Annotated in this window: 21 protein-coding genes and 4 tRNA genes; 20 read left to right on the top strand and 5 right to left on the bottom strand. The window is 59.0% G+C overall.

The features are described 5' to 3' along the window. Nucleotides 1–6: 6 nt before the first annotated feature. Nucleotides 7–1,299 carry an ATP-dependent RNA helicase RhlB gene (rhlB, locus tag HA46_RS12610; protein WP_033793089.1) on the bottom strand — a complete coding sequence of 431 codons (1,293 nt, stop codon included), beginning with the start codon at nt 1,297–1,299 and terminating at the stop codon, nt 7–9. Nucleotides 1,300–1,416: 117 nt separating this feature from the next. Between rhlB and trxA the strand changes: the two genes are divergently transcribed. The 18 genes from trxA (at nt 1,417) to HA46_RS12520 (ending at nt 16,993) form a co-directional block, all read left to right on the top strand. After that, entirely contained in the window at nt 1,417–1,749 is a 333-nt protein-coding gene (gene trxA / locus HA46_RS12605) for a thioredoxin TrxA (RefSeq protein WP_033754540.1), read from the top strand. Nucleotides 1,750–2,093: 344 nt separating this feature from the next. After that, nucleotides 2,094–3,353: a transcription termination factor Rho gene (gene rho / locus HA46_RS12600; RefSeq protein WP_033754542.1), complete on the top strand. Its 1,260-nt coding sequence runs from the start codon at nt 2,094–2,096 to the stop codon at nt 3,351–3,353. Nucleotides 3,354–3,633: 280 nt separating this feature from the next. Next, nucleotides 3,634–4,719 (top strand): UDP-N-acetylglucosamine--undecaprenyl-phosphate N-acetylglucosaminephosphotransferase, encoded by a 1,086-nt coding sequence (gene wecA / locus HA46_RS12595; RefSeq protein ID WP_084884605.1) that lies wholly within the window; start codon nt 3,634–3,636, stop codon nt 4,717–4,719. Between the two features lie 16 nt (nt 4,720–4,735). Further along, on the top strand, nt 4,736–5,788 hold the full coding sequence (gene wzzE / locus HA46_RS12590) for an ECA polysaccharide chain length modulation protein (protein ID WP_084884602.1): 1,053 nt from the start codon (nt 4,736–4,738) through the stop codon (nt 5,786–5,788). Then, entirely contained in the window at nt 5,785–6,915 is a 1,131-nt protein-coding gene (gene wecB / locus HA46_RS12585) for a non-hydrolyzing UDP-N-acetylglucosamine 2-epimerase (protein ID WP_084884600.1), read from the top strand. The genes wzzE and wecB overlap by 4 nt, the downstream gene beginning before the upstream one ends. Further along, on the top strand, nt 6,912–8,171 hold the full coding sequence (wecC, locus tag HA46_RS12580; protein ID WP_033793093.1) for a UDP-N-acetyl-D-mannosamine dehydrogenase: 1,260 nt from the start codon (nt 6,912–6,914) through the stop codon (nt 8,169–8,171). The genes wecB and wecC overlap by 4 nt, the downstream gene beginning before the upstream one ends. Then, entirely contained in the window at nt 8,162–9,247 is a 1,086-nt protein-coding gene (gene rfbB, locus HA46_RS12575; RefSeq protein WP_376746409.1) for a dTDP-glucose 4,6-dehydratase, read from the top strand. Before wecC ends, rfbB begins: the two co-directional genes overlap by 10 nt. 22 nt (nt 9,248–9,269) lie before the next feature. Next, nucleotides 9,270–10,151: a glucose-1-phosphate thymidylyltransferase RfbA gene (rfbA, locus tag HA46_RS12570; protein ID WP_084884598.1), complete on the top strand. Its 882-nt coding sequence runs from the start codon at nt 9,270–9,272 to the stop codon at nt 10,149–10,151. Further along, nucleotides 10,129–10,836, top strand: a complete 708-nt coding sequence (gene rffC, locus HA46_RS12565; protein WP_033793096.1) for a dTDP-4-amino-4,6-dideoxy-D-galactose acyltransferase — start codon at nt 10,129–10,131, stop codon at nt 10,834–10,836. Before rfbA ends, rffC begins: the two co-directional genes overlap by 23 nt. Beyond that, on the top strand, nt 10,823–11,953 hold the full coding sequence (gene rffA / locus HA46_RS12560; RefSeq protein WP_084884595.1) for a dTDP-4-amino-4,6-dideoxygalactose transaminase: 1,131 nt from the start codon (nt 10,823–10,825) through the stop codon (nt 11,951–11,953). Before rffC ends, rffA begins: the two co-directional genes overlap by 14 nt. Further along, complete coding sequence (wzxE, locus tag HA46_RS12555; protein ID WP_084884593.1) at nt 11,953–13,203, top strand: lipid III flippase WzxE; 1,251 nt, start codon at nt 11,953–11,955, stop codon at nt 13,201–13,203. The genes rffA and wzxE overlap by 1 nt, the downstream gene beginning before the upstream one ends. Next, nucleotides 13,200–14,267, top strand: a complete 1,068-nt coding sequence (gene wecF, locus HA46_RS12550; RefSeq protein ID WP_084884591.1) for a TDP-N-acetylfucosamine:lipid II N-acetylfucosaminyltransferase — start codon at nt 13,200–13,202, stop codon at nt 14,265–14,267. Before wzxE ends, wecF begins: the two co-directional genes overlap by 4 nt. Further along, nucleotides 14,264–15,607, top strand: a complete 1,344-nt coding sequence (gene wzyE / locus HA46_RS12545; RefSeq protein ID WP_084884589.1) for an ECA oligosaccharide polymerase — start codon at nt 14,264–14,266, stop codon at nt 15,605–15,607. Before wecF ends, wzyE begins: the two co-directional genes overlap by 4 nt. 34 nt (nt 15,608–15,641) lie before the next feature. Further along, complete coding sequence (wecG, locus tag HA46_RS12540; protein ID WP_084884587.1) at nt 15,642–16,382, top strand: lipopolysaccharide N-acetylmannosaminouronosyltransferase; 741 nt, start codon at nt 15,642–15,644, stop codon at nt 16,380–16,382. Between the two features lie 159 nt (nt 16,383–16,541). Continuing rightward, nucleotides 16,542–16,618: transfer RNA gene (locus tag HA46_RS12535), tRNA-Arg, on the top strand. Nucleotides 16,619–16,712: 94 nt separating this feature from the next. After that, a tRNA-His gene (locus HA46_RS12530) sits at nt 16,713–16,788 on the top strand. Nucleotides 16,789–16,804: 16 nt separating this feature from the next. Then, a tRNA-Leu gene (locus HA46_RS12525) sits at nt 16,805–16,891 on the top strand. Between the two features lie 25 nt (nt 16,892–16,916). Next, nucleotides 16,917–16,993 (top strand) — tRNA-Pro (locus tag HA46_RS12520). A gap of 600 nt (nt 16,994–17,593) precedes the next feature. Here HA46_RS12520 and hemY read toward each other — a convergent pair. From hemY to hemC, 4 genes are read right to left on the bottom strand one after another with little or no spacing between them, the layout of a single operon-like run. Beyond that, nucleotides 17,594–18,790, bottom strand: a complete 1,197-nt coding sequence (hemY, locus tag HA46_RS12515) for a protoheme IX biogenesis protein HemY (protein ID WP_084884584.1) — start codon at nt 18,788–18,790, stop codon at nt 17,594–17,596. 4 nt (nt 18,791–18,794) lie between these two features. Next, nucleotides 18,795–19,928 carry a uroporphyrinogen-III C-methyltransferase gene (gene hemX, locus HA46_RS12510; RefSeq protein WP_084884582.1) on the bottom strand — a complete coding sequence of 378 codons (1,134 nt, stop codon included), beginning with the start codon at nt 19,926–19,928 and terminating at the stop codon, nt 18,795–18,797. A gap of 24 nt (nt 19,929–19,952) precedes the next feature. Then, entirely contained in the window at nt 19,953–20,693 is a 741-nt protein-coding gene (gene hemD, locus HA46_RS12505; protein WP_084884580.1) for a uroporphyrinogen-III synthase, read from the bottom strand. After that, nucleotides 20,690–21,631, bottom strand: a complete 942-nt coding sequence (hemC, locus tag HA46_RS12500) for a hydroxymethylbilane synthase (protein WP_033793145.1) — start codon at nt 21,629–21,631, stop codon at nt 20,690–20,692. Before hemC ends, hemD begins: the two co-directional genes overlap by 4 nt. A gap of 317 nt (nt 21,632–21,948) precedes the next feature. Here hemC and HA46_RS12495 point away from each other — a divergent pair, with 317 nt between their 5' ends. After that, nucleotides 21,949–24,507, top strand: coding sequence for a class I adenylate cyclase (locus tag HA46_RS12495; protein ID WP_033793106.1), 2,559 nt, complete (start codon nt 21,949–21,951; stop codon nt 24,505–24,507). A 131-nt stretch (nt 24,508–24,638) separates the two neighbouring features. After that, complete coding sequence (gene lptM, locus HA46_RS12490; RefSeq protein WP_033793146.1) at nt 24,639–24,857, top strand: LPS translocon maturation chaperone LptM; 219 nt, start codon at nt 24,639–24,641, stop codon at nt 24,855–24,857. Nucleotides 24,858–24,882 lie beyond the last annotated feature (25 nt).

The raw sequence follows: 24,882 nt of genomic DNA, 5'->3' as shown, positions 1-24,882 counted from the left end.
TGTGGATTAACCCGAACGTTTACGGTTGTTGTTACGCGGCGCTCCACGACGATTCGCGTTGTTGCCGCCGCGGCGCGGACCGTTGCCGGTGCGGGCGCGAGCCAGACGCTTCGGCGGCGGCAGGTCGTCCATCAGCGCGTCGCTGTTGTACTTGCTCACCGGAATGCTGTGGCCGATATACTCTTCAATCGCCGGCAGATTCAGCGCGTACTCTTCACAGGCCAGGCTGATAGAGTGTCCGCTGGCGCCCGCGCGACCGGTACGGCCGATACGGTGAACGTAATCTTCACGATCGTCAGGCAGATCGTAGTTAAAGACGTGCGTGACCGCAGGGATATGCAGGCCGCGCGCCGCAACGTCGGTGGCCACCAGAATATCGACGTCGCCTTTGGTGAAGTCGTCCAGAATGCGCAGGCGTTTCTTCTGCGGCACGTCGCCGGTCAGCAGGCCGACGCGATGGCCGTCCGCCGCCAGATGGCCCCAGATATCTTCGCAGCGATGCTTGGTGTTAGCGAAGACGATAGCGCGATCCGGCCACTCTTCTTCCAGCAGCGTCTGCAGCAGGCGCATTTTTTCTTCGTTCGACGGGTAGAAGAGCTCTTCTTTAATGCGGTGACCCGTTTTCTGCTCTGGCTCCACCTCAACGTACTCGGCGTTGTTCATGTGTTCGAAAGCCAGTTCGCGCACGCGCCAGGAGAGCGTGGCGGAGAAAAGCATGCTCAGGCGCTGCGTCGCAGGCGGCATGCGGCGGAACAGCCAGCGGATATCTTTAATGAAGCCGAGATCGAACATGCGGTCGGCTTCGTCCAGCACCAGCACCTGAATTGCGCCGAGGTTAATGTGGTTCTGTTTTGCGTAATCGATCAGACGGCCGGTGGTGCCAACCAGAATATCGACGCCGTCGGCCAGCACTTTCAGCTGCTTGTCGTAGCCGTCGCCGCCGTAAGCCAGGCCCAGCTTCAGACCGGTGGCCTGCGCCAGCGGTTCGGCGTCGGCATGGATCTGCACCGCCAGTTCGCGCGTCGGCGCCATGATCAACGCGCGCGGCTGATTGATCTGACGGCCTTCCTGGGCAGGGTGAGTGAGAAGATGATGAAACGTCGACGTCAGAAACGCCATCGTTTTGCCGGTACCGGTTTGCGCCTGGCCTGCGACATCACGTCCTGAGAGCGTAAAGGGCAGAGCTAACGCCTGAATAGGCGTGCAGTTATGAAAGCCTTTTTTTTCAAGGGCTTCCACGACCAGAGGGTGCAGGGCGAAGTCGGAAAACTTCTGTTCTGTTAAGTGTGTTTTGCTCATAGTGTGGTAGAATATCAGCTTACTATCGCTTTACGAAAGCGTATCCGATGAAATAAAGTCAACCTTCGTTGGTAAACTTTACGCCAATTCGCCAGGCATAATCTTGTGGAGTAATACATGAGCAGCGATAAAATCGTTCACCTCACCGATGACAGTTTCGATGCAGACGTGCTGAAAGCAGAAGGTGTCACACTGGTAGATTTCTGGGCTGAATGGTGTGGTCCTTGCAAAATGATCGCCCCGATTCTCGATGAAGTTGCCGAAGAGTACGACGGTAAGCTCACTATCGCCAAGCTGAACATTGACGATAACCCGGGCACCGCGCCGAAGTACGGCATCCGCGGCATCCCGACGCTGCTGCTGTTCAAAAACGGTGAAGTCGCCGCGACTAAAGTCGGCGCGCTGTCTAAAAGCCAGCTGAAAGAGTTCCTGAACGCCAACCTGGCGTAAGGGCGAGAACGTTCGGCGGTGGCGAATTTTCTTCCACTGCTGGACGTTCGCATTTTAGCGTGCTAAGTTACTTTCACTGCATTACGCACTTACCTTGTAGTTTGCATCTTAAAGATTTCCTTTGTTAAACCCTGAAGCACGTTCCGTATACAGCGGTTTAGCAATTCTGACGGTTAGCACCAACTTTGGCATCGCATTTCAACCGTCTCTCTCGCTTCCAGTCGCCATCCCTGACGATGATCGTCGAGAAGAGTTGAAAGCGCCATTAACAGGCATGGAATATTAAGCCATACCATTCACGACCAACATTTCGAGAATTACCCCGAGTTTAAGAACCCATCACTATGAATCTTACCGAATTAAAGAACACGCCGGTTTCTGAGCTGATAACCCTCGGCGAAAATATGGGGCTGGAAAACCTGGCGCGCATGCGCAAACAGGATATTATTTTCGCCATCCTCAAACAGCACGCGAAAAGCGGCGAGGACATCTTCGGTGATGGTGTGCTGGAGATATTGCAGGACGGATTTGGTTTCCTCCGCTCCGCAGACAGCTCTTACCTCGCCGGTCCCGACGACATCTACGTTTCTCCCAGCCAAATTCGCCGTTTCAACCTTCGCACTGGTGACACCATCTCCGGCAAAATCCGTCCGCCGAAAGAGGGCGAGCGTTATTTTGCGCTGCTGAAGGTTAACGAGGTTAACTACGACAAGCCTGAAAACGCGCGTAACAAGATTCTGTTCGAAAACCTGACGCCGCTGCACGCCAACAGCCGTCTGCGCATGGAGCGTGGCAATGGTTCGACGGAAGACCTTACCGCACGCGTGCTGGATCTGGCTTCGCCGATCGGCCGCGGTCAGCGTGGTCTGATCGTCGCGCCGCCGAAAGCGGGTAAAACCATGCTGCTGCAGAATATCGCGCAGAGCATCGCCTACAATCATCCAGACTGCGTGCTGATGGTGCTGCTGATCGACGAACGTCCGGAAGAAGTTACCGAGATGCAGCGTCTGGTCAAAGGCGAAGTTATCGCCTCAACCTTCGACGAACCGGCTTCACGCCACGTTCAGGTTGCCGAAATGGTGATCGAGAAGGCGAAGCGTCTGGTTGAACATAAGAAAGACGTGATCATTCTGCTCGACTCCATCACTCGCCTGGCGCGCGCCTATAACACCGTGGTGCCGGCCTCAGGCAAAGTGCTGACCGGTGGTGTCGACGCCAACGCCCTGCATCGTCCGAAGCGCTTCTTCGGCGCCGCGCGTAACGTGGAAGAGGGCGGCAGCCTGACCATCATCGCGACCGCGCTGGTTGATACCGGTTCGAAGATGGATGAAGTGATTTACGAAGAGTTTAAAGGCACCGGTAACATGGAGCTGCACCTCGCACGTAAAATCGCTGAAAAACGCGTCTTCCCGGCGATTGACTACAACCGCTCCGGTACGCGTAAAGAAGAGCTGCTCACTTCCCAGGAAGAGCTGCAGAAGATGTGGATCCTGCGCAAGATTATTCACCCGATGGGCGAAATCGACGCGATGGAATTCCTCATCAACAAACTGGCGATGACCAAAACCAACGACGAATTCTTCGATATGATGAAGCGCTCGTAATTCCGCGCTGGCTAATCGAGACGGCGAAACCGACTTTTTTAGCCTAAATGCGCAGGAATTCGCCCTAACGCCACGTCTTAACGTGGCGTTTTTTATTTGTGCGCATTAGGATTACCGCTGGCAGGAGCATTTATAATGACTGCGGCGGCAGCGCGCAAAAAACAACCATGCGCGCGTGGTCGGAAGCAGAATTCGGACTCGGGATGAAAGGCAAAAACATGCAGTTTGTTTATCCTGTCCCTGATTTTAGCTGAGAGCGTTAAACGTGAATTTACTCACTATGAGTACTGAGCTGGGCCTTACTTTTCTATTTTCTTTAGTCTTTATCTTTTTTGCGCGCAAAGCGGCTAAAAAAATAGGTCTGGTCGACACGCCTAATTCCCGTAAACGTCATCACGGCGCCATTCCACTGGTCGGCGGCATTTCCGTTTACGCCGGCATCTGCTTTATGTTTCTCATCACCCGTTTCTATCTGCCGCACGCCACGCTTTATCTTATTTGCGCTGGTCTGCTGGTGCTGGTCGGCGCGCTCGACGATCGTTTCGATATCAGCGTAAAAATCCGCGCCGTGGTGCAGGCCGCCGTGGCGGTAGCGATGATGGTGGGGGCCAAACTTTATCTGCTCAGCCTCGGCTTTATTATCGGCCCGGTTGAGCTGGTGGTCGGGCCGTTCGGCTACGTGCTGACGCTGTTCGCCGTCTGGGCGGCGATTAACGCCTTTAATATGGTGGACGGCATCGACGGCCTGCTGGGCGGGCTCTCATCGGTCACCTTTGCGGCGATGGGCATTATTCTCTGCTTCGACGGCCAGTACAGCCTGGCCGTGTGGTGCTTCGCAATGATTGCCGCCACCATACCTTATATCTTGTTGAATCTTGGTTTCCTCGGCCGCCGTTATAAAGTCTTTATGGGCGATGCCGGCAGCACCATGATTGGCTTCACCATTATCTGGATTCTGCTGGAAACCACGCAGGGATTGAGTCATCCGATTACGCCCGTGACCGCGCTCTGGCTGATCGCCATTCCGCTGATGGATATGGTGGCGATTATGTATCGTCGCCTGCGCAAAGGCATGAGCCCCTTCTCCGCCGACCGGCAGCATATTCACCATTTGATCATGCGCGCCGGCTTTACGTCGCGCCAGGCCTTTGTGTTGATTACCGTGGCGGCCGCTATTCTCGCCGGTATCGGCGTGCTCGGCGAATATCTCGCCTTTATCCCCGAGTGGGTGATGCTGGTGCTGTTTATGATGGCCTTTATGTTTTACGGCTACTGCCTGAAACACGCCTGGCGCGTGGCGCGCCTGATCCGTCGTATAAAGCGTCGTTTGAACGCTCATCGCGACGCTAAGAAAAAATTACCCTGATAAGGATTGCCTTGTGATGACCTCTGAGGTTGCAGATAACGAACTGGATATTCGCGGCCTTGGCTGCGCGTTATGGCGCGGCAAGCGCTGGATCATCGGGCTGGCGCTGCTTTTCGCGCTGGTCGCCTGGCTGGCTTCGCTGCTGATGAGACAGGCGTGGAGCACCACGGCGATTACCGATCGTCCTACGGTGAATATGCTCGGCGATTACTATGCGCAGGAGCAGTTTCTGAACAATCTCGACGTGCGCAACAATACGCTCAATCTGGCGGCGCCCTCGCCGACCATCATGGATGAGGTCTATCAGGAATTTATTATGCAGCTGGGCGCCTGGGATACGCGCCGCGACTTCTGGCAGCAGACGGAATATTACAAAAGCCGCCGCTCAGGCAACGCCCATAACGACGCCGCGCTGCTTGACGATATGGTCGCCAATATCCAGTTTCTGCCTGCCGACGCGGCGCGCAATACGCGCGACAGCGTTAAGCTCATTGCGGAAACTGCAGGGGACGCCAACAACCTGCTGCGTCAGTATATCGCCTTTGCCAGCGAGCGCGCGGCGCGCCACCTTAACGGCGAGCTGAAAGGCGCCTGGCAGGCGCGCAGCGAGCAGCTGCAGGCGCAGGTAAAGCGTCAGGAAGATGTGGCGAACGCCGTGTTCCAGCGTCAGCAGCATCGTCTGCAGCAGGCGCTGAAGGTCGCCAGCCAGCAGGGCATTCATGAAAACCGCTCGCGCGACGCGCGCGAACCGATCGCCGACAGCGACCTTTTCCTGCTGGGCGAGCCGCAGCTGCAGGCGCAGCTGGAAACCCTGCAGGCGACCGGACCGAGCTACGATATCAGCTATGATCAAAACAGGGCGATGCTCACCACGCTGAGCGCCGGTCCGACGTTGAACCGCACTTTCCAGACCTATCGCTACCTGCGTACGCCGGAAGAGCCGGTTTCGCGCGACAGCCCGCGTCGCCTGTTTATGATGATTATGTGGGGCGCGTTAGGCGCATTGACGGGCGCAGGCGTGGCGCTGGCGCGTCGTTCCGGCGTCAGAGCAGCGAGAGAAACCGCGTGAAAGTGCTTACAGTATTCGGGACTCGCCCGGAGGCGATAAAAATGGCGCCGCTGGTGCAGGCGCTGGCGCAGGATCCTGCGTTTGACTCTCGCCTGTGCGTCACCGCGCAGCACCGCGAAATGCTCGATCAGGTTCTGCGCCTCTTTGCGCTGCAGCCAGATTATGACCTGAACGTGATGCGCCCTGAGCAAGGATTAACGGAGATCACCTGCCGCATTTTGCAGGGTATGCAAACCGTGCTGCTCGATTTCAAACCCGATGTGGTGCTGGTGCATGGCGATACCACCACCACGCTCGCCGCCAGCCTGGCGGCATTTTATCAGCAGATCCCGGTCGCCCATGTCGAGGCGGGGCTGCGCACCGGCGATTTGACGTCGCCGTGGCCGGAAGAGGGCAACCGCAAGCTGACCGGCCATCTCGCCCGGCTGCACTTTACGCCCACCGAACGTTCGCGCCAGAATCTGCTGGCGGAAAATCTGCCCGACGCGCGCATCTTCGTTACCGGCAATACGGTGATCGACGCGCTGCTCTGGGTGCGCGACCGGGTTATCGCCGATCCCGGCCTCAACGCGCAGCTCGCTGGATGCTATCCCTTCCTCGACAGCGAGAAGAAGCTGGTGCTGGTCACCGGCCATCGTCGCGAAAGCTTCGGCGAAGGTTTCGAGCGTATCTGCAGCGCGCTGGCGCGCATCGCCCGGCAGCATCCCGACGCGCAGATCGTCTATCCGGTGCACCTTAACCCCAACGTCAGCGAGCCGGTTAACCGCATCCTCAGCGGCATCGACAATATCGTGCTGATCGAGCCGCAGGAGTATCTGCCTTTCGTCTGGCTGATGAACCGGGCCTGGCTGATTCTCACCGACTCCGGCGGCATTCAGGAAGAAGCGCCTTCGCTGGGCAAACCGGTGCTGGTAATGCGCGACGCGACGGAACGGCCTGAAGCGGTCGACGCCGGCACCGTGAAGCTGGTTGGCACCGACATAGAGAAAATCGTGGCCGAAGTCGGCCTGCTGCTGACCGACGAAGCGGCCTGGCAAACCATGAGCCGCGCGCATAACCCTTACGGCGACGGCAATGCCTGTCAGCGCATTCTGCAAGCCTTAAAAGATACCCGAGTTGACCTATGAGTTTTGACACCATTTCCGTGATTGGACTGGGCTACATTGGGCTGCCGACCGCAGCCGTTTTCGCGTCGCAAAAGAAAAAGGTCGTGGGGGTCGATATCAACGCCCACGCGGTAGACACCATTAATCGCGGGGCGATCCATATTGTCGAACCCGCGCTGGACAAAGTGGTCCACGACGCCGTGACACAGGGCTTTCTGCGCGCCACCACGCAGCCCGAAGCGGCCGACGCCTTCCTGATCGCCGTGCCGACGCCCTTTATGGCGGATCATCAGCCCGATTTGCGCTTCGTTAAGGCGGCGGCGGAATCGATCGCCCCGGTATTGAAGAAGGGCGACCTGGTGATTCTGGAATCCACCTCGCCGGTCGGCGCCACGGAGCAGATGGCGGAGTGGCTGGCGGTGACGCGCCCGGATCTGCGGTTCCCGCAGCACGGCGGTACGCCCGATATCTTTATCGCCTACTGTCCGGAGCGCGTGCTGCCGGGAAAAATCATGCAGGAACTGGTTCACAACGACCGCGTGATCGGCGGCATGACGCCCGCCTGCTCGGCGCAGGCCAGCGCGCTCTACCGGATTTTTCTGCAGGGCGAATGCGTGGAGACCAACGCGCGCACGGCGGAGCTATGCAAGCTGACGGAAAACAGCTTCCGCGACGTTAATATCGCTTTCGCCAATGAGCTGTCGCTGATTTGCGCCGATCAGGGGATTAACGTCTGGGAACTGATCGCGCTGGCGAACCGCCATCCGCGCGTCAATATTCTGCAGCCGGGGCCTGGCGTCGGCGGGCACTGCATTGCGGTCGATCCCTGGTTTATCGTGGCGCAAAATCCGTCGCTGGCGCGGCTGATCCGCACCGCGCGCGAGGTGAACGACAGCAAGCCGCACTGGGTGCTGAATCAGGTCAAGGCGGCGCTGGCGGACTGCCTGACCCAGAGCGGCAAGCGCGCCGATGAGATTGTCATCGCCTGCTTCGGGCTGGCGTTTAAACCCAACATCGACGATCTGCGCGAAAGCCCGGCGATGCAGGTAGCGCAGATGATCGCCGAATGGCATCGCGGCCAGAGCTGGGTGGTAGAGCCGCATATCGCCGCGCTGCCTGCCGCGCTCGCCGACAAGGCTGCGCTGGTTTCACGCGAGCAGGCGCTGGCTCAGGCCGACGTGCTGGTGATGCTGGTGGACCACGATCACTTCCGCGCCGTTGACGCGTCGCAGGTCACGCAAAGCTGGATTGTGGATACGCGGGGAGTATGGCGGTGAAACAGTTTTTAATCACCGGCGGCGCTGGCTTTATCGGCTCGGCGCTGGTGCGTTTTCTTATCGAAGAGACGGATCACCGCATCGTTGTGGTCGACAAGCTCAGCTATGCCGGCAATCTCGCCTCGCTGGCGAGCGTCATGCAGGATGCGCGCTTCGCTTTCGAACAGGTGGATATTTGCGATCGTCCGGCGCTGGATGCCGTTTTCGCGCGCTATCAGCCCGACTGCGTCATGCACCTGGCGGCCGAAAGCCACGTCGACCGATCTATCGACGGTCCGATAGCCTTCGTCGAAACCAATATCGTCGGCACCTACCAGCTGCTGGAGGCGGCGCGCAGCTACTGGAACAGACTGGAAGCGGCGCGGCGCGAGGCGTTTCTCTTCCACCACATCTCCACTGACGAAGTTTTCGGCGACCTGCTGGATCCGGACGCGTTTTTTACCGAAACCACGCCCTATGCGCCGAGCAGCCCTTATTCCGCGACCAAGGCCAGCAGCGATCATCTGGTGCGCGCCTGGCTGCGTACCTATGGCCTGCCTGTTATCGTTACCAATTGCTCAAACAACTATGGCCCCTGCCATTTCCCGGAAAAGCTTATCCCGCTCACCATCATCAATGCGCTGGCGGGCAAGCCGCTGCCGGTTTACGGCAACGGCGAGCAGATTCGCGACTGGCTTTATGTCGAGGATCATGCGCGCGCGCTCTATCGCGTCGTGAGCGGCGGCAAGGTTGGCGAGACCTATAATATCGGCGGGCATAATGAGCAGCGCAATATCGACGTGGTCAACACCATCTGCGATTTGCTGGAGCAAATGGCGCCGGAGCGTAAAGCGGCTGGCCTGAGGCACTACCGCGATTTGATCACGTTTGTGGCGGATCGTCCCGGTCACGATCAGCGCTACGCTATCGACGCCAGCAAAATTGCGCGCGAGCTAGGCTGGACGCCACAGGAAACGTTCGACAGCGGTATGCACAAAACCGTGCGCTGGTATCTGGAAAATCAGGCATGGTGGCAGGCTATTCTGGACGGTCGCTATCGCGGCGAGCGGCTAGGCCTGGCTGCGTCGCGTTCATGACGGCGTCGGAGGAGCGAAAGCGATGAAAGGTATTATTCTGGCAGGCGGCTCAGGCACGCGCCTTCATCCCATTACGCGGGCGATTTCTAAACAGCTGCTGCCCGTATACGACAAGCCGATGATCTACTGTCCGCTGTCGGTGCTGATGCTGGCGGGCATTCGCGACATTCTGCTCATCACCACGCCTGAGGATCGCGACCATTTCGTGCGCCTGCTGGGCGACGGCAGCGAATTCGGCATCCATCTCAGCTATGCGGTGCAGCCAAGCCCGGACGGACTGGCTCAGGCGTTTATTATCGGCGAGCGCTTCATCGACGGCGATCGCTGCTGTCTGGTATTGGGCGACAACCTCTATTTCGGCCAGGGCTTTAGTCCGAAGCTAAAAAAAGTCGCCGCGCGCGAGCAGGGGGCGACGGTGTTTGGCTATCAGGTGATGGATCCTGAACGTTTTGGCGTCGTGGAGTTTGACGAGGCCTTCAACGCGCTCTCTATCGAGGAGAAACCCAGCGCGCCGAAATCGCGCTGGGCGGTAACGGGCCTCTATTTTTATGATAATCAGGTCGTCGAATTTGCAAAGCAGGTGAAACCTTCCGCGCGCGGCGAGCTGGAAATTACCGCCATCAACCAGATGTACCTGGCGCGCGGCCAGCTCTCCGTCGAACTGTTAGGCCGCGGATTCGCCTGGCTCGACACCGGCACGCACGACAGCCTGATCGAGGCCAGCACCTTTGTGCAGACGGTGGAAAAGCGACAGGGCTTCAAAGTCGCCTGTCTGGAGGAGATCGCCTGGCGCAACGGCTGGCTGAGCGACGAGCAGCTGCGCGCCGCCGGAGAAGCACTGACGAAAACCGGCTACGGCCAGTATCTGCTGGATCTGTTACATGCCCGTCCGCGTCAATATTAATCCCCTCGCGTGGGAAAGCGCCTTCTTCAGCTGTGCGACGGCGCGGCTCGATCTGGACGGGGACCTGCCGCTGAGCGAGGCGCTGCGCCATCCGGCCGACTTATGGCAAATCAAAGTGCCTGCCGACCGGCTTGAGGCGATCGACGCTCTCTGTCAGCAGGGGTTCCAGCTGGCGGAAGGCGAAGCCGATCTGGCCATCAACATTAAACGCACCGAACGGCAGAGCGGTATCCGCATCGCTCGCGAGTCGCAAATCAGCGCGCTGCGCGCCGCCGCGTCGCAGATCTTCGTACAGAGCCGCTTTCGCGCGCCCTGGTTCGACGCCGATGCCAGCGCGCGCTTTTACGCCCAGTGGATTGAAAACGCGGTGCGCGGCACCTTTGATCATCAGTGTCTGATCGCCAGCGACGAGACCGGCGCGCTGCTCGGTTTTATCTCGCTGCGCGAGACGGAAGGCGAGGCGCGCGTCGGGCTGCTGGGCGTGCTGCCGCATGCGCAGGGCAACGGCGTCGGGCAGCGCCTGCTGCTGGCAGGCGCAGACTGGGGACGCGTCCGCCAGCTCGGCCGTCTGCGCGTCGCGACGCAGCTCAGCAACCTGCCGGCGATGCGGCTCTATTTACGCAGCGGTGCCCGGCTGGAAAGCACCGCTTACTGGTTCTACAGGAAAGGTCATGATCCCATTTAACGCGCCGCCGGTTGTCGGCAGCGAACTTGAATATATGCAGTCGGCGATGGCCAGCGGCAAGCTGTGCGGCGACGGCGGCTTTACCCGACGCTGTCAGCAGTGGATGGAGCAGCGCTTCGGCAGCAGAAAAGTGCTGCTGACGCCGTCGTGCACCGCTTCGCTGGAGATGGCGGCGCTGCTGATCGATCTGCAGCCGGGCGATGAAGTGATTATGCCGAGCTACACCTTCGTCTCTACCGCCAACGCCTTCGTGCTGCGCGGCGCGACCATCGTCTTCGTGGATATTCGTCCAGATACGCTCAATATCGATGAAAGCAAAATCGAAGCGGCGATCACAGAGAAAACGCGCGCCATCGTGCCGGTGCACTACGCGGGCGTGGCCTGCGAAATGGACGCCATTATGGCGCTGGCGGCGAAACACCAACTCTGGGTCATTGAGGATGCGGCGCAGGGCGTGATGTCGCGCTACAAGGGCCGCGCGCTGGGCACTATCGGCCATATCGGCTGCTTCAGCTTTCATGAGACCAAGAACTACACGGCAGGCGGCGAAGGCGGCGCGACCCTGATCAACGATGCGGCGCTGGTGGAGCGCGCCGAAATCATCCGCGAGAAGGGCACCAACCGCAGCCAGTTTTTCCGCGGCCAGGTGGATAAGTACACCTGGCGCGATATCGGCTCGAGCTATCTGATGGCGGATCTGCAGGCGGCCTATTTGTGGGCGCAGCTTGAAGCGGCCGATCGCATCAATCAGCAGCGTTTGCGCCTGTGGCAGCGCTATTACGACGCGCTGCAGCCGCTGGCGGCGCAAGGGCGCATTCAGCTGCCGTCGCTGCCTGACGTCTGCGAACACAACGCGCATATGTTCTACATCAAACTGCGCGACAGCGACGATCGCCAGGCGCTGATTAGCTGGATGAAAGAGGCGGAGATCCTGACGGTTTTCCACTATATTCCGCTGCACAGCTCGCCAGCTGGCCAACGGTTCGGCCGCTTCCACGGCGAAGAGCGTTTCACCACGGCCGAGAGCGAGCGCCTGCTGCGCCTGCCGCTGTTTTACAACCTGACGGACAATAACCAGAATACGGTTATCAGTTCCCTGCTGAGTTTCTTCGCCTGATGTCGCTGGCAAAAGCGTCGGTGTGGACGGCATCGTCCACGCTGGTGAAAATCGCTGCTGGTCTGCTGGTGGTGAAACTGCTGGCGGTGAGTTTTGGCCCGGAAGGGGTAGGGCAGGCGGGCAACTTTCGCCAGCTGATTACCGTGCTTGGCGTGCTGGCGGGCGCAGGCATCTTCAACGGCGTCACCACCTACGTCGCGAAGTATCAGCATCAGCCGGAGCCGCTACGCGCGCTGCTGGGCACCGCATCGGCGATGGTGCTGGGTTTTTCTACGCTGCTGGCGCTGGTTTTTCTGCTGGCGGCCGCGCCAGTTAGTCAGGCGCTGTTTGGCCATACGCGCTTTGCGAATGTGGTGCGCATCGTCGCCTTCCTGCAGTTCGGCATCGCCTGGGCCAACCTGGCGCTGGCGCTGCTGAAAGGCTATCGCGACGCGCGCGGCAACGCGCTGGCGCTGATCGTCGGCAGCCTTATCGGCGTCGCGGCCTACGTGCTCTGCTGGTGGACAGGCGGCTATGCGGGCGCGCTGGCGGGCTTTGCGATGGTGCCTGCGCTGGTGGCTGTTCCCGCCTTCGTTTTGCTAAAGAGACGCGTGCCGCTGCCGCTCGCCTGGCTAAAGCCGCAGTGGCAGCCGGAACTGGCGCGCAGCCTGGCGAAATTCACCCTGATGGCGCTGATTACCTCGGTGACGCTGCCGGTCGCATGGATAATGATGCGCAACCTGCTGGCGCAGCACGACGGCTGGGCGCAGGTCGGCCTGTGGCAGGGCGTCACCAGCATCTCCGATGCCTGGCTGCAGTTTATCACCGCTACCTTCAGCGTCTGGCTGCTGCCGACGCTGGCGCGACTGGAGCAGAAACGCGATATCGCGCGTGAAATCATGCGCGCGCTGCGCTTTGTCTTGCCCGCCGTGGCGGCGGTCGGCTTTTGCGTCTGGCTACTGCGCGACGTGGCGATCTGGCTGCTCTTTTCTCCGGCGTTTCACGCCATGCGCGATCTCTTCGTCTGGCAGCTGTGCGGCGACGTGTTCAAGGTGGGTGCCTATGTTTTCGGTTATCTGGTGATTGCTAAGGCGTCGCTGCGCTTCTATATTCTGGCCGAAATCAGCCAGTTCGCGCTGCTGACGCTCTTTTCACGCTGGCTTATCCCGCTGTCGGGCGTAACCGGCGCGGCGCAGGCCTATATGGCGACCTATCTCGTTTATTTCGCGCTCTGCTGCGGCGCTTTTATGATTTATTATCGAAAAAAATGACGTTAATCCACGTTCTGGGATCGGATATCCCTCATCACAATCAGACGGTGCTGCGCTTTTTCAACGAGGTGTTGAGCGTTGAGCTGCCAGCCGATCGGCCGCGCCGTTTTATGGTGGTGACGCAACAGCCCGCCGCGCTCGCCGCCTTCAGCCATCTCGACATTGAGACCTTCGCGTCGAAAAAGGCGCTGGCGCAGGCGCTGACGGCGCGGGCAAAAAGGCGCGAGCAGCGGTTTTTCTGCCACGGGCAATTTAATCCAGGCATCTGGCTGGCGCTGCTGAGCGGTAAGATCCGCCCCAGCCAGATCTACTGGCACGTCTGGGGCGCCGATCTTTATGAAGAGTCGCGCAGCCTGAAGTTCCGCCTGTTCTATCTGCTGCGCCGCATCGCGCAGGGGCGCGTCGCCCGGGTTTTCGCCACCCGCGGCGATTTACACCATTATCAGCAGCGCCATCCGCGCGTGCCGTCCCAGCTGCTCTATTTTCCGACGAGAATGCCTGCCGCCGCGCCGCAAAGCGCGCCGGATGCGCGCTTTACCGTGCTGCTGGGCAACTCCGGCGACGCCAGCAATCGCCATATCGACGGCCTCAAAGCGATTCGAGCGCAGTTTGGCGAGGAGACGCGCGTCGTGGTGCCGTTGGGCTATCCGCCTGACAATGACGCCTACATTAGCAACGTTGAGCAGGCCGCCGCGACGCTGTTTCCAGATGGACAGGTCGAGCTGTTGCGCAGCAATCTCGCCTTTGATGACTATTTAGCGCTGCTCGCCCGCTGCCATTTAGGCTATTTTATGTTCGAACGCCAGCAGGGCATCGGCACGCTCTGCCTGCTGATTCAGGCTAACGTGCCTTTTGTGCTGAACCGGCGCAATCCGTTCTGGCGCGATATCAGTGAGCAGGGGTTGCCGGTGCTGTTTAGCGGCGATGCGCTGGATCGCGCGAGCGTCGCGGAAGCGCGCCGACAGCTGGCGAGCTGCGATAAACAGACCATCGCCTTTTTCGCGCCGGGCTATGTGGCGGGCTGGCGCGAGGCGCTGCGCCAATGTGAAAGGGAGTCCTTATGAACCTCATGCAGTTCAGCGGTCTGCTGGTGGTTTATCTGCTGTCGCTGGGTTTTATTCTGACCCTCACCTGGCGGGAGTTCAGGCGCGTGCGCTTTAATTTCCACCTCTTTTTTACGCTGCTGTTTTTACTGACTTTCTATTTCGGTTTTCCGCTAACCAGCGTGCTGGCGTTCCGCTTCGACGTTGAGGTGGTGCCGCCGGAGTATCTGCTGCAGGCGCTGCTGTCGGCGACGGCGTTCTACGCCGTTTACTACGTCAGTTATAAGGTGCGGCTGCGCCCTGCCACGGTGCCGCGCGCCCGGCCATGGCTGCAGATGAACCGCGTCGAAACGCATCTGACCTGCGTGCTGCTGGCGCTGGTCGCGATCGGCACGGTAACGGTCTTTTTCCTGCACAACGGCTTTCTGCTGTTCCGTCTGACCGCCTATAACCAGATTTTCTCCAGCGAAGTCTCTGGCGTGGCGCTGAAGCGCTTTTTCTATTTCTTTATCCCGGCCATGCTGATCCTCTATTTTCTGCGGCCGACGCAGCGCAACTGGCTGCTGTTTCTGGTGGTCACGGTTGCATTTGGCCTGTTGACCTACGCGCTGGTGGGCGGCACGCGCGCCAATATTATTATCGCGTTCGCGCTGTTCCTGTTTATCGGCATTACGCGCGGCTGGATCAGTCTGTGGATGCTGGCGGCAGCGGGCGTGCTGGCGATAGGCGGCATGTTCTGGCTGGCGCTGCGGCGCTATAACCTGAACGTGTTTGGCGAAGAGGCGGTTTACACCTTTCTTTATCTGACGCGCGACACTTTTTCGCCCTGGGAGAATCTGGCGCTGCTGCTGGAGAACTATTCAAAGATCGAGTTTCAGGGACTGGCGCCCATATGGCGCGACTTTTATGTCTATATACCCGGCTGGCTATGGCCGGGCAGGCCGTCGATGGTGCTCAACAGCGCCAACTATTTTACCTGGGAAGTGCTAAACAACCATTCCGGTCTGGCGATTTCGCCTACGCTGCTGGGTTCGCTGGTGGTGATGGGCGGCGCCTGGTTTATCTTGCCGGGCGCGGTGGCGGTTGGGTTGATTATCAAAGGCTTCGATACGCTCTATTTGCGCGGGCGCGACGCCGACAATCGCTATAGCGGCGCAATCATGCAGAGTTTCTGCTTTGGCGCGGTGTTTAATATGATTGTGCTGGCGCGCGAAGGGCTGGACGCGTTCGGCTCACGCGTGGTCTTTTTCGCTTTGATTTTTCTGGCCTGCCTCGGCGTGGCGAAGATGCTTTACTGGCTGCTGCATCGCGCCGGGCTGATTCGACGTCGCGGCGGCCAGGCTGTGCATAGCCTCACTTAACGCCTCTGGCATAACAGGAAGATAAAACTCAACCATGACAAGGTTACCGGAAGCGCCGCAGTATGAGATTCGCGGCGTGTCGCTGTATGGTTTCGACAGTATGTCCGCCTTTGTGGATTTTCTGCTGCCGGGCGAGACGGCGCGCAGCGGAACGTTAGTGGCGCTCAATGCCGAGAAGATGCTGACGGCCGAGCACGATGACGCGCTGCGCGCGCTGTTGCAGGAGGCGGAATTCAAATATCCCGACGGCATCAGCATCGTGCGCTCTGTTCGTAAAAAGTACCCCCAGGCCGAGGTGCAGCGTATCGCGGGCGCCGATTTATGGGAGGCGTTAATGGAGCGCGCCGGACGGCAGGGCACGCCGGTGTTTTTGATCGGTGGGCGTCAGGCGGTGCTGGATGAGACCTGCGATAAGCTGCGTCGGCAGTGGAATGTAAATATCGTCGGCGCGCAGGACGGCTATTTCGCGCCTGCCGATCGCGACGCGCTTTTTACCCGCATCGCCGCCAGCGGCGCGCGTATCGTGACCGTCGCGCTGGGCTCGCCGCGTCAGGAGCTGTTGATGCGCGATTGTCGCGCACGCTGGCCGCACGCGCTCTATATGGGCGTAGGTGGCACCTACGACGTGTTTACCGGCCACGTAAAGCGCGCGCCGAAGATTTGGCAGCGCCTGGGGCTGGAATGGCTCTATCGTTTGATTCGGCAGCCCAGCCGGCTGCGTCGCCAGCTAAAATTGCTTAAATATTTGCGCTATCACTGGCGCGGCGATCTTTGATATTACTGATTACTTCGGTCTTTTTTCGCTGCGGAAATAGCCAGAGTGCTGCATTACTCGACGAAATGCACAAAGCGTAATCAAACGCGTTTTTTTATTAAAAAAGCACTGGACAGCATCACCCCAAGTCCGTAGTATGCCCATCCGCAACGGCGCTACGCGCCCGTAGCTCAGCTGGATAGAGCGCTGCCCTCCGGAGGCAGAGGTCTCAGGTTCGAATCCTGTCGGGCGCGCCATTTAGTTTGTGCGCAGGAGCTGCGGTGGTTACATTACCGCGTTAGTAAAGAGTTACATGGTGTAGGTCGGTGGCTTGCAACATAACGAATTGTGGTGGCTATAGCTCAGTTGGTAGAGCCCTGGATTGTGATTCCAGTTGTCGTGGGTTCGAGTCCCATTAGCCACCCCAGATTTTGCTGGGATACGCGAAGGTGGCGGAATTGGTAGACGCGCTAGCTTCAGGTGTTAGTGTCTTAACGGACGTGAGGGTTCAAGTCCCTCTCTTCGCACCAGGCAAAACAAAACAATAAAAATTATCGGCGAGTAGCGCAGCTTGGTAGCGCAACTGGTTTGGGACCAGTGGGTCGGAGGTTCGAATCCTCTCTCGCCGACCATTTTATAAACCTGCTTGAAAAAGCAGGTTTTTTTTCGTCTGTAGAAAAGAGGATGAGAACCTCCGAAGGAGGTTTGCGCCGAGCGTAGCGAGACAACGTTGCGCAGCAGACAGCGCGGAGCAAGAAATGTCTCTTTTTGGAGACTGATAACACACTGATTTAAAAGCATTTTGCAGGCGGGCCTGTTCCTCGTCTCTAAAGAGAGACATCTTTTCCACGCGTTGTCGCCGAAAACCAACGCTTCCTGAATTTTTTCGCCCTTGGTAAAATGTAGGCTATTGAAAAATAATATCTTTATGATATTTCCTGTATCCTGGCACGCTCTGTGCAATAATTATCGCGTAGATGCTCATTCCACCTCTTATGTCTGCTGATGCTGCATAAACCTGGGAATGATGCAGAGCCACTTTTGGGTATCCGTTGTCTGCCTGCCTGCATCGCTAGCGCCTTGCAGGGTCAACAGACACACCGTTGAGTCGGATACCTCAGGGTTGTCTTACCGACCTGATCTTACACCTGCCTCTGGCAGGTGTTTTTTTTGCGGCGGATAAAGGGCAAAAAAAAGCCGGGCAAGCCCGGCGTAAACAAGTAACAACAACATTAAGCATTCGGGTTGTTTTTCAGCGTCAGCAGTAAGCCTTCGCGGCGCATTTTCGCTGCCTCTTCCGGACGATGCATACGGTCGTAAGCATCCGCCAGCCACGCATAGTCGAACGCATCGGGGCGTTGCGCCAGCGCCTGCTGGAACGCTTCGACGGCCTGCTGCCATTCGCCATGGCGCATCAGCAGCTGCCCCAGCGTGCTGTGCAGCAGCGGCGTCGCGCCATGCTGCTTGATCTGCTGGCGCAGCGCTTTCTCCAGCGCTTCCGGGTTGCTGCTTTTAATGCGCGGCATCAGCAGCACCAGACGATCGTCATAGTGGCGTTTCAGGCCGTCCAGCACGATATCTTGCGCGGTCTGGTGATCGTCGCACTCAATCAGATGGTCTGCCATCGCCACCTGCAGCGCCGTTTGCTGACGCGTTTTACGGCTCAGATTCGACCACCAGCGCTTCAGGCCCTCGCTGCCCTGATCGGCCATCGCCTGATTCATCAGGCCCAGCCACGCCTGCTGCTGCAGATGGGCGCGATGCTCTTCATCGCCCACCTGCGATTTCTCCATCGCAGGCAGGATGTCGATCAGCGAACTCCATGCGCCGGTGCGTACGTAAGCCTGCTCCGCCAGACGCAGGACTTCCGGGTGACGCGGCGCGACCTCCAGCAGACGATCGATGCCGTGACGCGCGGCGTGATCTTCGTTGCGAGCCAGCAGAATGCGCGTGCGGGTGATCTCAACCGGAATCACGTCGTTGTCCGACAGTTCGGCGGCGCGTTCAAGATGCTGGTTGGCGCGGATCTCATCGCCGCGCTGCTGCGCCGCCTCGGCGGCCAGCAGATAGTTGGCCACCGGCACTTCGGCGTGATCGGCGTCTTTCGACAGCAGTTTCTCTACCTGGCGGTGATCGCCCTCGGCCAGCTTCATCAGCGCGGTCTGGGTGTGACGCTGCGCGCGACGGCGTTTGCGGCCGGTAAACCAGCCACGAGTACGGGCGCCGGTGCGAAACAGACGACGCAGCAGCCATTCGACGCCGAGAATAATCAGCAGGCTGACGATCAGAATGATCGCCAGGCCGGTGACGCTGGTTTCTACATTCCAGTTATCGGTCTGAATCAGTACATAGCCCTGATGGCCGGCAATCATCGGACCGACCACAATACCGGCGATCAGCAGGATGAACAGGATAAATACCTTAAGCATGCGCTTAGCCTCCTTGCTGTTCAGCGGCGACGGAAGGCTGCGCAATCAGGTTGCGCACGCGCGTCTGCATCAGCTTATCGATAAGCGGCTGGCTTTCCAGATTGTCCGGCAGGTTCATATTGATGCTCTGCTGGCTCAGTTCATCCAGCTGCGCCAGGAAGGCCTTGGTCGCGGGATCGTTGGTGTCGTACCAGGCGCGCACCCAGCTGGATACGGTGTCGATCGACTGCTTATAAATTTCGTCCTGATGGCGCGGCACCGCCTGCGCAGCGATCAGCAGACGCGAGCGGATGTTCTCGCGCAGATAAACGTCCTGGTTCGGCGCCAGCAGCGGCTGCGCCGTATTGTCGCGGCGGCGGATAGTAATGAAGTCATCCATAAAGTTATGCCAGCTTTTCACCAGGTTCTGACGCCATTCGCGCAGCGAAGAGGTCAGCTCGCCGCCGTCGCTGTCCATCGGCGCGTCGTCGCTGTCGTTATCCGCCAGACGCAGGTTGTCGACGCCGTTAGAGAGCTGGTTCAGCTTCAGAATAATACCGTCGTAATCGATTTGATCGATGGACGAAAGGGCGCTGATATCCTGCGTCAGCGCACGACGCACGCTGGTGACGCTCGGATCGTTCATATCGGCCAGGCTGGCGTCGGCGCTTTTTAGCAGCGCTGCCGCCGTGGTGACGTCCTGGTCGCTCCAGAGCTTGCGGCCCGCCAGTTTCACCAGGTAGTCGGCCTGCGACACCAGCCAGGCGTTCACGTCATTGCTGGAGATTGTCGCGACCTTTTCACGCAGAGCCTCCAGCTCCTTCGCCGTGGCGGCCTGCTGGGTACGCGCGTCGTTCAGGGCGGTTTGCGCGCCGCTAAGCTGCTGAGTCAACTGCTGTTTGTCGCTGCCCGCTTGCTGCTGCAAGGCGTCCAGCTTGTCGCTCAGGCTCTGATTCGCCTGCGCCTGAAGTTCAGCCTGATGTTTCCCGTTAAGGTATAAACCCGCGCCGGTCGCAAGGGCGATGACAATCGCCACCGCGCCCAGCACCATACCGCCGCTCTTTTTGTCGCGCGGCGGTTGCGGGCGAGAAGAGGGCGAAGTGTCTGCCGCTGGCGTAGTCTCTTCAACCGTGGCGGAGGTCGCTTTTTGTTCCGTCATCTGTGGCACATCCCATGAGTAAGTTCAGCGTAACGCGCGCAGCAGCGCGTCGTTATCGGCACCATCGGCTACCTGAATATCCTGCCAGCCCAGTTCTCCGGCAAGCGTAGCCAAACGTTCACTGACGACAACCAGTCGACAGCGCAATAACCATTCCTCGCGATCGATCGCGGGGAACAGAGAAAACAGCTGTTGTAACATTTCACCGCTGCTGACCACCAGCGTTGTGATGCCGCGGTTGCGCCAGCGTCGCCCTTCGACTGGGCCGTCGTAGTGCCTCTGGCAGCGCTGATAGCACTGGCTGAATGAGACCTCCGCCCCGCGAGCGGCCAGCGTTTCCGCCAGCAGTTCACGTCCTGGATTTCCACGTAGAATCAGCGCTTTCTTACCGGATACGCGCTGTAGCGCTGCCAGGTTTATCAGCGCTTCGCTGGTCTCCTGCGCGCGCGGATAATCGACGTGGCGACCGCTGGCGGTATGAAACGCCAGCGCGGTGCTGCGACCAATTGCATAATAGTCTACGTCCGCAGGCCACGCTGCTTGATGACGGATCAGTGCAGGCGGCGCATAGTGGATCACCTGTTGAGAAAGCAGGAAAACCAGGTCACCGCCGCGTAGCGCGGCAAGCTGCTGCGGCAGGCGATCGAGGTCGCTGCCCGGCGCAAACTCAATCAGCGGCAGGCTCCAGGCCTGTCGGCCAAGGCCGCGCAGGCGAGTCACCAGCGCGCTGGCGGCGGGTTCCGGGCGAGTGACCAGGATAGTCATACCGGCGGCTGCCCCTGGTAGACCTCGCGTAGAATGTCACGCGCGCCCTTGCCGAGCAGCTCTTCGGCGAGAGAGATGCCCATCGCTTCCGCCTCGGCGCGCGGGCCGCGACGTTCGCCGCGCACCATCACGCTGCCGTCCGGCGCGCCGACCAGGCCGCGCAGCCACAGCTGGTCGCCTTCCAGCAGCGCGAAGCTGCCGATCGGCACCTGGCAGCCGCCTTCCAGCCGGGTGTTCATCGCGCGCTCGGCTTTGACGCAGACGGCGGTATCGTCATGATTGAGCGCCTGAAGAAGGTTAATCAGTACGCTGTCGTCGAGGCGGCATTCGATGCCAACCGCGCCCTGGCCGACGGCGGGCAGAGAGATTTCCGCCGGCAGCGGCTGACGAATGCGCGATTCCAGCTCCAGACGCTTCAGTCCGGCGGTCGCCAGAATAATGGCGTCATACTCGCCGGCGTCGAGTTTCGACAGACGCGTTCCAACGTTGCCGCGCAGCGAGCGAATCACCAGATCCGGGCGGCGTTCGCTAATCTGGCTCTGACGGCGCAGGCTGGAAGTGCCGACTACCGCACCCTGCGGCAGCGCGTCGAGCGAGTCGTAGTGGTTTGAGACAAAAGCGTCGCGCGGGTCTTCGCGCTCGCAAATCGTGACCAGCCCTAATCCTTCGGGAAAGGCGACGGGCACATCTTTCATCGAATGGACCGCGAGATCGGCGCGATCTTCCAGCATCGCCAGCTCAAGCTCTTTGACAAAGAGTCCTTTACCGCCGACTTTCGCCAGCGGCGTGTCGAGAATGACGTCGCCTTTGGTGACCATAGGCACCAGCTCCACACGCAGGCCCGGATGCGCGGCCATCAGGCGTTGCTGGACATAATGTGCCTGCCAGAGCGCGAGAGGACTTTGTCTTGTAGCAATTCTGAAAATTTTGTCTAACATGCTGTTAACCATTTTGATCGTTCACCGAATATCCTATCATTGTCGGCTGATAGCTGACAGTTTCAACGGATTATTTGACCGGGCTGGCGGGAAGATTCGCCAGTCAAAAGAGGATGAAGCGGGCGCCGGCGTCCGAAAGCGCAGGAAGCGAACAGGAACGTGCTAAACTGTTAGGTAGCGCAACTTTCTTTACGGTCAATCTGCCAGGTGTTAGATTGATCACGTTTCCAGCAATAATTCGTCCAACTTTTTCGATTACTAAGCGGCGGATTGAGGAAACAGGTTGCTTAAACACTGGGACAATCAGGCGAAACGTCTTGTACCTCTACATTGAGACACTGAAACAGAGACTGGATGCCATTAATCAGCTGCGTGTCGATCGCGCGCTGGCTGCGATGGGACCTGCTTTCCAGCACGTATACAGTCTGCTGCCGACCTTACTACATTATCATCATCCGCTGATGCCGGGTTACTTCGACGGTAACGTTCCCCGCGGCATCAGTTTCTTCACGCCTGAAGAAAACCAGCTTCTGCTGATGCGTGAACTGGCGGGCAGCCGCGAGCTGACGCTGGACGTATCGCCCACCGGCGAAATGCCGATCACCGGCATCTACTCCATGGGCAGCACCTCATCGGTTGGGCAGAACAGCGTCTCCGACCTGGATATATGGGTCTGCCACCAGTCATGGCTGGATAACGAAGAGCGCCTCAACCTGCAGCGCAAATGCACACTGCTGCAGAAGTGGTGTGTATCGATGGGCGTGGAAGTCAGCTTCTTCCTGATTGATGAAAACCGCTTCCGCCATAACGAAAGCGGCAGTCTTGGCGGAGAAGACTGCGGCTCGACGCAGCATATTTTGCTGCTGGACGAATTCTACCGTACCGCCGTGCGCATGGCGGGCAAACGCATCCTGTGGAATATGGTGCCGTGCGAAGAAGAACATCACTACGACGACTATGTGATGTCGCTCTACGCGCAGGGCGTGCTGACGCCTAACGAGTGGCTCGATCTCGGCGGACTGGGCACGCTGTCGGCGGAAGAGTATTTCGGCGCCAGCCTGTGGCAGCTCTATAAAAGTATCGACTCGCCCTATAAAGCGGTGCTGAAAACGCTGCTGCTGGAAGCCTACAGCTGGGAGTATCCCAACACCCAACTGCTGGCGATGGATATCAAACAGCGCCTGCACGACGGCGAAATCGTCAGCTTCGGCCTCGATCCCTACTGCATGATGCTGGAGCGCGTGACGCACTACCTGACCAGCGTGGACGATCAGCCGCGCCTCGACCTGGTGCGCCGCTGCTTCTACCTGAAAGTGTGCGAGAAGCTGAGCGCCGACGAAACCAGCAGCCGCTCGGGCTGGCGACGCGAGATCCTGTCGCAGCTGGTGAAAGAGTGGGGCTGGGACGAGGAAAAACTGGCGATTCTCGACAACCGCGGCGGCTGGAAAATCGAACGCGTGCGCGAAGCGCATAACGAACTGCTGGATGCGATGATGCAGAGCTATCGCAACCTGATCCGTTTTGCCCGCCGCAACAATTTAAGCGTCAGCGCGAGTCCGCAGGATATCGGCGTGCTGACGCGTAAACTGTATGCCGCTTTTGAAGCGCTGCCGGGCAAGGTCACGCTGGTCAATCCGCAGATTTCGCCCGACCTCTCAGAAGAGAACCTGACCTTTATTCATGTTCCGGCGGGCCGCGCCAATCGTTCAGGCTGGTATCTCTATAACCAGGCGCCGGACATGAGCTCAATCATCAGCCATCAGCCGCTGGAATATAACCGCTATCTGAATAAGCTGGTGGCCTGGGCGTGGTTCAACGGCTTGCTGACCAGCAAAACGCGCCTGCATATCAAAGGTAACGAAATCTGCGATCTGGCGCGTTTGCAGGAGCTGGTGAACGATGTCTCGTCGCACTTCCCGCTGCGCCTGCCTGCGCCGACGCCGAAAGCGCTCTACAGCCCGTGCGAAATCCGCCATCTGGCGATTATCGTCAACCTTGAGCACGATCCGACCTCCGCTTTCCGTAATCAGGTGGTGCACTTCGACTTCCGCAAGCTCGACGTCTTTAGCTTTGGCCAGCAGCAGCAGTGCCTGATCGGCAGCATCGATCTGCTCTACCGCAACTCGTGGAACGAAGTGCGCACGCTGCACTTCAGCGGCGAGCAGGCGATGATCGAGGCGTTGAAAACCATTCTGGGCAAAATGCATCAGGACGCTTCGCCGCCGGACACGGTGGAAGTCTTCTGCTACAGCCAGCATCTGCGCGGGCTGATCCGCACGCGCGTTCAGCAGCTGGTCTCTGAATGCATTGAGCTGCGTCTCTCCAGCACGCGCCAGGAGCCGGGCCGCTTTAAAGCGCTGCGCATGGCGGGCCAGACGTGGGGACTTTTCTTCGAGCGCATGAGCGTGTCGGTGCAGAAGCTGGAAAACGCGGTGGAGTTCTACGGCGCGATCTCCAACAACAAGCTGCACGGCCTGTCGATCAAAGTGGAATCGAACCAGACGCCGCTGCCGCCGGTCGTGAACGGCTACGCCAGCGAAGGCATTATTCAGTTCTTCTTCGAAGACACCACCGACGAGCAGGGTTTCAACATCTATATTCTGGATGAAACCAACCGCGTCGAGGTTTATCACCACTGCGAAGGCAGCAAAGAGGAGCTGGTGCGCGACGTCAGCCGCTTTTACTCCTCTTCCCACGATCGCTTTACCTACGGCTCCAGCTTTATCAACTTCAACCTGCCGCAGTTCTACCAGATCGTGAATACCGGCGACCGCTTCCAGGTGATCCCGTTCCGCAGCCAGACGCTGGCCCAGTTTTGCGCCACACAGCCGGATAACGACAACGGCGACTACCAGCCGCGCTACCAGGTACACTGACGCCGCGCTCGCCGCGCGGCTCTTTCCTTAGAACGTCACCGCGCGCACGCGAATTGCGGGGATTTCCTGTTGCTTTTCCATCTTCAACTGCGATGATAAGCAACCAGGTTAAGGACAAAAGAGCAGAAGAGATGAAGAGAGTAAAAAGCCTGTTGGCAATGGCGCTGGCGCTGACGAGCCTGGCAGGCTGTGGACTAAAAGGACCGCTTTACTTCCCGCCCGCCGACCAGCCGAAAACGCAAACTCCACAGCAAGCTGAGCAGCAGAAAAAGCAGCAGCAACAGCGTGCGGCTCAGGCAGACACGCACGGACTGGTGAGCGGCGGCAACGCCAGCATGTCAGCAGAATAATTGTAATGGCGCACCCGGCGGAGCA

This window comes from Pantoea septica (assembly GCF_002095575.1).
GTDB lineage: Bacteria > Pseudomonadota > Gammaproteobacteria > Enterobacterales > Enterobacteriaceae > Pantoea > Pantoea septica.
Note: the sequence above shows the minus strand (reverse complement) of the source record. Positions and strands in the feature narration are given on the sequence as shown.